The following is a 6,253-nucleotide window of genomic DNA, read 5'->3' as shown; positions in this document are numbered from 1 at the left end:
GTCGCACTGCCCGGGCAACGCCCCGGACGGCTCCGGTCGCGAGACCGGCCCAGGCCGCCGTCCCGCCCGCCGAGCCGCTCCGGCTCGGTGCGGACGGCCATCGCGCCCCCGGGCTCGACCCGAGCGGCGGTCCCGCCACACGGGGCTCCCCCACCGTCTCGTCGGTCCAGGCCCAGCGCGAACGGGTCCTGTCCACGGTCGGCGCCGTGTCCTTCATCGACGCGACGTCCTTCGAGAACCGCTACACCAACAGCCTGCCGGACGTGCTCAAGGACACGCCCGGCGTGTTCGCCCAGCAGCGCTACGGGCAGGAGGTCCGGCTCAGCATCCGGGGCTCCGGGATCGCACGCGCCTTCCACCTGCGCGGCATCGAGATCCTGCAGGACGGCATCCCGCTGAACCTCGCAGACGGTTCGGGCGATTTCTACCAGATCGACCCGCTCTCCCTCCGCTCCGTCGAGGTCTATCGCGGCGGCAACGGCCTGATCTTCGGCTCCTCGACCCTCGGCGGCGCGGTGAATTTCGTGACGCCGACGGCCTACACGGCGGTCGGCTCCAACGTGGTCCGGCTCGAAGGCGGCTCCTTCGGGGCCCTCCGGACCCAGGTGCAGGCGTCCCGCATCGAGGGCCCGGTCGACGCGCTGATCAACGCCACCGTCTCGCACCAGGACGGCTACCGGAGCCACCAGAACCAGGACTACGTCCAGCTCAACGGCAATGTCGGAATCCAGGTGGCGCCCGGGATCGAGAGCCGCTTCTACCTCGGCACGGCGCTGACCCGACAGAAGCTGCCCGGCTCGCTGACCCTCCTGGACGCGTTCCTGAACCCGCAGCGCGCCAACCCGGCCGCGGTGAGCGGCAACCAGAAGCGCGACGTCCGCACGGAGCGGCTGGCCAACCGCACCTCCGTCGAACTCGACACCGGGCGGCTCGACGTCGATTCCTGGGTCATCCACAAGCGGCTGTCCCACCCGATCTTCCAGGTCCTGGCTCAGGACGGCGTCACCTATGGCGTGTCGCCGCACTGGACCGGCACGTTTGACCTGGCCGGCCACCGCAACGACCTGACGGTCGGGGCCCGCTATGTCGGGGGCACCAATTCGGCCCTGCAATTCGGCAATGTGCGGGGCCGCGAGGGAGCCCTCACGGCCTCTGCCCGGCAGCGGGCGAACAACTACCAGGCCTTTGTCGACAACCGCTTCTGGCTGACGCCCGAACTCGCCCTGATGACCGGCGCCAAGCTGTTCCACGACGAGCGCGACCTAGAGAACCGCTTCGCCCTGCCGAACCGCAGGGCCGCGCGCGCCTATGACGGGTTCAGCCCCAAATTCGGCCTGCTCTACCAGCCGGCGCCGACGCTCCAGGTCTTTGCCGACATCACGCAATCGCGCGACGTGCCGGATGTCTCGGACCTCGCCCAGGCCAATCTCTCCGGCCTGACCTTCGTGCCGCTGCGGCAGCAGAAGGCCTGGACCGCGGAACTCGGCACGCGCGGCCGGAGCGGCCCGGTGCGGTGGGACGTGACCTATTACCGGTCGACGCTGCGGAACGAGCTGATCACCTTCTCGACCGATGCCGGCCTCGGCATCCCGGCCGCGACCTTCAACGCCGACAAGACGCTGCATCAGGGCGTCGAACTCGGGCTCGGCATCGACCTCCTGCGCGACCTCTCCGGCCCCGGCGCGGGCGACGCGATCACCCTGTCGCAGGTCTATACCTGGAACGACTTCCGCTTTGTCGGAGACCGGGTCTACGGCGACAACCGGATCGGCGGCATCCCGCCGCACGTGCTCCGGACCACGCTCGGCTACACGCACCCGAACGGCTTCTACCTGGCTCCCGCCCTCGACCTGGTGCCGGAGGGCGCCTTTGTGGACCACGCCAATACGCGCCGCCTGCCGGGCTTCGCGCTGATCGGACTGCAGACCGGGATGACCTTTCCGGGCGGCCTCTCGGTCTATCTCGACGCCCGCAATCTCGCCGACCTTCGCTATGTGAGCGACTTCGGCCCCGTGTCGAACGCCCGCCTCGTGCCCACCGCGATCTTCTTTCCGGGCGAGGGCCGAAGCGTCTTCGCGGGCGTGCGCTACGTGTTCTGACCGCGCGGCGCCTTGCCTCGCCGCGGCGTCGCCGCTACAGCATGTGGGCTTGGCTCTGCGCCAAGCGACGAGGATGGCCCGTGCGCGCGACGCACTCTTTCAGCCCCGATGCCGGCTCCGCCTCCCTGGCGGCCGGACGGGCGCGCCTCCTCTCGGTCCTTCTTCTTAGCCGCCCCTGAGGGCCGGCCGGGCGCGAGCGCCTGGGCGCTCAGGGGCTCGAAGACGGAACCGAAGGGCGCCGGCCGGCGCCGAGACGAGAGGCCACCGCAATGACCAGCACCGCGACACCCCCCGCCCCCACGCCCGAGCGGGTCCTCATCTTCGACACCACCCTGCGCGACGGCGAGCAATGCCCGGGCGCGACCATGACCTTCGAGGAGAAGATCCAGGTCGCCGAGCTGCTCGATCAGATGGGCGTCGACATCATCGAGGCCGGCTACCCGGCCGCCTCGAACGGCGACTTCGAGGCGGTTTCCGAGATCGCGCGCCGCACCGAGCGGGCGATCGTGGCGGGCCTCGCCCGGACGGCTCCGAACGACATCGACCGGGCCGCGGCAGCCGTTCGCGGCGCCCGCCGCGGCCGCGTCCACACCTTCGTGTCCACCTCGCCCGTGCACATGAAGTACAAGCTGCAGAAATCGCCGGACGAGGTCCTGGCGATGTCGATCGCCTCCGTCGAACGTGCCCGCAACCTCATCGACGACGTCGAGTGGTCGGCCGAGGACGGCACCCGGACCGAGCTCGACTTCCTGTGCCGCTGCGTCGAGGGGGTCATCAAGGCCGGCGCCACGACCATCAACATTCCGGACACGGTCGGCTACACGACGCCTGACGAGTACCGGGCGCTGTTCCGGGCCGTGCGGGAGCGCGTGCCCAACTCCGACAAGGCGATCTTCTCCGTCCATTGCCACAACGATCTCGGCATGGCGGTGGCGAATTCGCTGGCCGGCGTCGAGGGCGGCGCACGCCAGGTCGAATGCACCATCAACGGCATCGGCGAGCGGGCCGGCAACGCGGCGCTCGAGGAGATCGTGATGGCGCTGCGCGTGCGCGGCGACGCCTATCCCTACGACACCGGCATCGAATCGACGCTGCTGACCCGCGCCTCCAAGCTCGTCGCCTCCGCGACGTCGTTCCCGGTCCAGTACAACAAGGCCATCGTCGGCCGGAACGCGTTCGCCCACGAATCGGGCATCCACCAGGACGGGATGCTGAAGCACACCCAGACCTATGAGATCATGACCCCGGCCACCGTCGGGGTGTCCAAGACCTCGCTGGTGATGGGCAAGCATTCCGGGCGGGCCGCCTTCCGGTCCAAGCTCGAGGAGATGGGCCACCGCCTGTCCGACAACCAGCTCCAGGACGTGTTCGGGCGCTTCAAGGACCTCTGCGACCGCAAGAAGCACGTCTATGACGAGGATATCGAGGCGCTCGTCGACGAGAACGTGGCGGAGGCGCACAACCGCATCCGGCTGGTGTCGCTGACGGTGATCGCCGGCACGCGCGGGCCGCAACGCGCCACGCTGCGGCTCGACATCGACGGGCGGGCCGCCACCGAGGAGGCGGACGGCAACGGGCCGGTGGATGCCGTGTTCAACGCCATCAAGGCCCTGGTGCCGCACGAGGCGGCCCTGGAGCTGTACCAGGTCCACGCCGTGACGGAGGGCACCGACGCCCAGGCGGAGGTCTCGGTTCGGCTCGGAGCCGAAGGCCGCAGCGTCACGGCCCGCGGCGCCGATCCGGACACGCTGGTGGCCTCGGCCAAGGCGTATCTGGGCGCCCTGAACAAGCTCCTGGCGGGCGGAACCCGGCTGCACGCGCAGCACGCCGCCGAATAGGTGCACAGAATGGCCGCGAGCGCGTCTTCGCGCTTGCGGCCGTCGAGTCGGGCGGCTATAGCCGCCGCTCTGTCGGAGTGTAGCGCAGTCTGGTAGCGCACCACGTTCGGGACGTGGGGGTCGCAGGTTCAAATCCTGCCACTCCGACCAGTGCTTCTTCCCGGGAAGCGCGCGGAAACCGGCCGCCGGCCCTTCCCTCAAAACCTCGTCTCACCGTTGAGCCCGGGCCTCTGAGCCCAGCAGCCACGATGCCCGCTTTCGTGTCGCCGCGCTCAGCGCATCGGCGGGCAGCGATCCGGTTCGGTGCCGCGTCTCGGCGGCAGAAGCGGACCGAAGTTGGCGGGGCTCGGCGGGACGGTCCCGCCCGCCGGCCGCTCTCCGGCCTGCGTCGCCGAGGCTCCGACCGGGTACATCATGCGAAGCTGGCGCCCGATGGCGTTCAGGGTCGTTGTGTCGAGCACTTCCGTATCCTCCGTGCTGCACCATCAAGCGCAGTCCCGGCCGCTCCGTTCGGGCCAGGTGAGGAGGATTTGGCCGACACCGTGAACGGCTGGTTAAGCCTCCGGGCGGGTGCCGTGGGACAGTTCCGGGGCCCGGGCCGTTCTGATCTCCTCGTACAGCGCCCGGACCGGCTCGGCCCCGTATCGGCGCTCGAGCCGCCGCACCGTGAAATGGGCCCGGGCCAGCCGGCGGAAATGGTCCGTGAAGGCCACGTTCACGGCTGCCCCGCCGAGGGCGCCGATCACCGGGACGGCTCCGGCCGCGACCTTTTGCGAGACGGCGACGCCAAACCGGGACGCGATCTGGGCCGTCAGGCGCACGAGCGCGGGAGCGCTTCGATCGGCCAGACCCTTGCCGGCCGCCAGCCGGGCCGCCTCGGTGACGGTTTTGGCAAGCGCGCCCCGGACGGCGAAATAGCCGCTGGAGGCGAGGTCATCCGCCTCCGTCCGGGAGCCGAGCGCAAAAACCTGCAGACAGGCGAGGGCGGCCTCCGGGTCCGACAGGTCCTCGCCCTCCCGGCGGGCCTCGTCGGCGATGGCCCTCAGCAGCAGGGTGGTGGAGACCGGGAGTTCCAGGGGCAGGGTGGCGAGGCCGAGCGCTCCGCCGGCCGCTCCGGACATCGCCGCCAGGACCGTGTGGCTGCGCCCGCTCCGCGGGCCGCTTTCGCCGCGCGGCAAGGTGGTCAGCGCGACCCGGAGCGCCACCTTGAGGGCCCGGCTCACCGCCGCCGACACCATTTCGCGCGCGACGCTCGGGAGGGCCCGCCCCAGCAGCTCCAGGGGTGTGCCGGCCATGCTGCTGAGCCGCCCGGCGAGGCTCGAGCGCTCCAGCGCCGCCACGGCGGCCCGCAATGCAGCAAGATCCTCTTGCGGCAGCGCGGGCGGGCTCGCAACAGTGGCGAAAACGGAGGCGCTCGCGTCAGGGGCAGGCCGGTCGCTGGTCATCGGGCTTCCCGTGCGCCCCCCGCTTCGGGGCAGGTCGGCAACATGGGGTGTGCGACGGAAACGGCAATGGCCGGCATTCTGCCTTCATGTCGCCTCGGCATGATGCACAAAGACTGAGACGCATGACCGCCCCCTCCGCAGCTCCCGCCGCCTCCGGCCGGGTCGTCCCCCTGAAGCGCAAGATCGCCGCGATCTTGGCTGCGGACGTGGCTGGCTACACGCGCCTGATCGCGGAGGACGAGGAGGGCACGCTTCGTGACCTGGCGGCCGCCCGGGAGATCTTTGACGCCCTGGTGGCCCGCGGCGGCGGGCGGATCTTCAACACCGCCGGCGATTCGGTGATGTGCGAGTTCGATTCGGCCGTGGAGGCCGTCCGGGTCGCCGTCGAGATCCAGGCCGCCTTGCGGGACGGGCAGGTCGGGCCGGATCCTGGCCGGCGCCTCGCCTTCCGAATCGGCCTCACCATCGGCGACGTGGTCGAGCGAGACGGCGATCTCCTGGGCGAAGGCGTCAACATCGCGGCCCGGCTGGAGGGCCTGGCCCCGCCCGGCGGCGTGTGCGTGTCGCGCGCCGTCCAGGAGGCCGTATCGAACAAGCTCGCGGTCGACTTCACCGAACTCGGCCCCCGGCACCTCAAGAACATCCCACAGCCGGTGCACGCCTATCTGGTCAGCGCCCCATCGGCGGTGCGCGGCCCCGATGCCGTCCTGGCGCGGCAGCGCTCCGTTCCGGTCCTGCCTGCCCGGAGCCGGGGGCGCGGCGGCTATGCCGGCGCGGCCGCCGCAGCCGTTCTGCTCGGCCTCGGGCTGCTGGCCGGCCCTCCGGCCTATGAAGCCTACCGGCTGAAGACGGCCGCACCGGCCGCCACGCC

5 protein-coding genes and 1 tRNA gene are annotated in these 6,253 nt (G+C 70.9%); 4 read left to right on the top strand and 2 right to left on the bottom strand.

From position 1 onward, the window contains the following. Positions 1-188: 188 nt before the first annotated feature. The 3 genes from JWR86_RS06460 (at position 189) to JWR86_RS06450 (ending at position 4,087) form a co-directional block, all read left to right on the top strand. Positions 189-2,099, top strand: coding sequence for a TonB-dependent receptor (locus tag JWR86_RS06460; protein WP_299562439.1), 1,911 nt, complete (start codon positions 189-191; stop codon positions 2,097-2,099). Between the two features lie 269 nt (positions 2,100-2,368). Beyond that, the gene (locus JWR86_RS06455; RefSeq protein WP_299562436.1) at positions 2,369-3,937 is read left to right on the top strand and encodes a 2-isopropylmalate synthase; all 1,569 of its coding nucleotides are present in this window, start codon (positions 2,369-2,371) and stop codon (positions 3,935-3,937) included. A 73-nt stretch (positions 3,938-4,010) separates the two neighbouring features. Further along, positions 4,011-4,087, top strand: a tRNA-Pro gene (locus JWR86_RS06450). A 122-nt stretch (positions 4,088-4,209) separates the two neighbouring features. Here the strand turns inward: JWR86_RS06450 and JWR86_RS06445 are convergent. Both JWR86_RS06445 and JWR86_RS06440 read right to left on the bottom strand, forming a co-directional pair. Further along, on the bottom strand, positions 4,210-4,398 hold the full coding sequence (locus JWR86_RS06445; protein WP_299562433.1) for a hypothetical protein: 189 nt from the start codon (positions 4,396-4,398) through the stop codon (positions 4,210-4,212). Between the two features lie 93 nt (positions 4,399-4,491). Beyond that, positions 4,492-5,382: an EcsC family protein gene (locus JWR86_RS06440; protein ID WP_299562431.1), complete on the bottom strand. Its 891-nt coding sequence runs from the start codon at positions 5,380-5,382 to the stop codon at positions 4,492-4,494. Between the two features lie 122 nt (positions 5,383-5,504). On the opposite strand from JWR86_RS06440, the gene JWR86_RS06435 reads away from it, so the two are divergent. Continuing rightward, positions 5,505-6,253 (top strand): adenylate/guanylate cyclase domain-containing protein (locus JWR86_RS06435; RefSeq protein WP_299562428.1); only part of this gene is annotated, 749 nt, incomplete at its 3' end.

Source organism: Enterovirga sp. (assembly GCF_028290205.1).
Classification (GTDB): Bacteria; Pseudomonadota; Alphaproteobacteria; order Rhizobiales; family Beijerinckiaceae; genus Enterovirga.
The sequence above is the reverse complement of the archived record's forward strand: the minus strand, read 5'-3'. Positions and strand labels throughout refer to the sequence as shown.

Bases quoted from the DNA above. Each gene is read 5' to 3' on its own strand.
- JWR86_RS06455 (WP_299562436.1), top strand. From the start codon at position 2,369: ATGACCAGCACCGCGACACCCCCCGCCCCCACGCCCGAGCGGGTCCTC.
- JWR86_RS06440 (WP_299562431.1), bottom strand. From the start codon at position 5,382: ATGACCAGCGACCGGCCTGCCCCTGACGCGAGCGCCTCCGTTTTCGCC.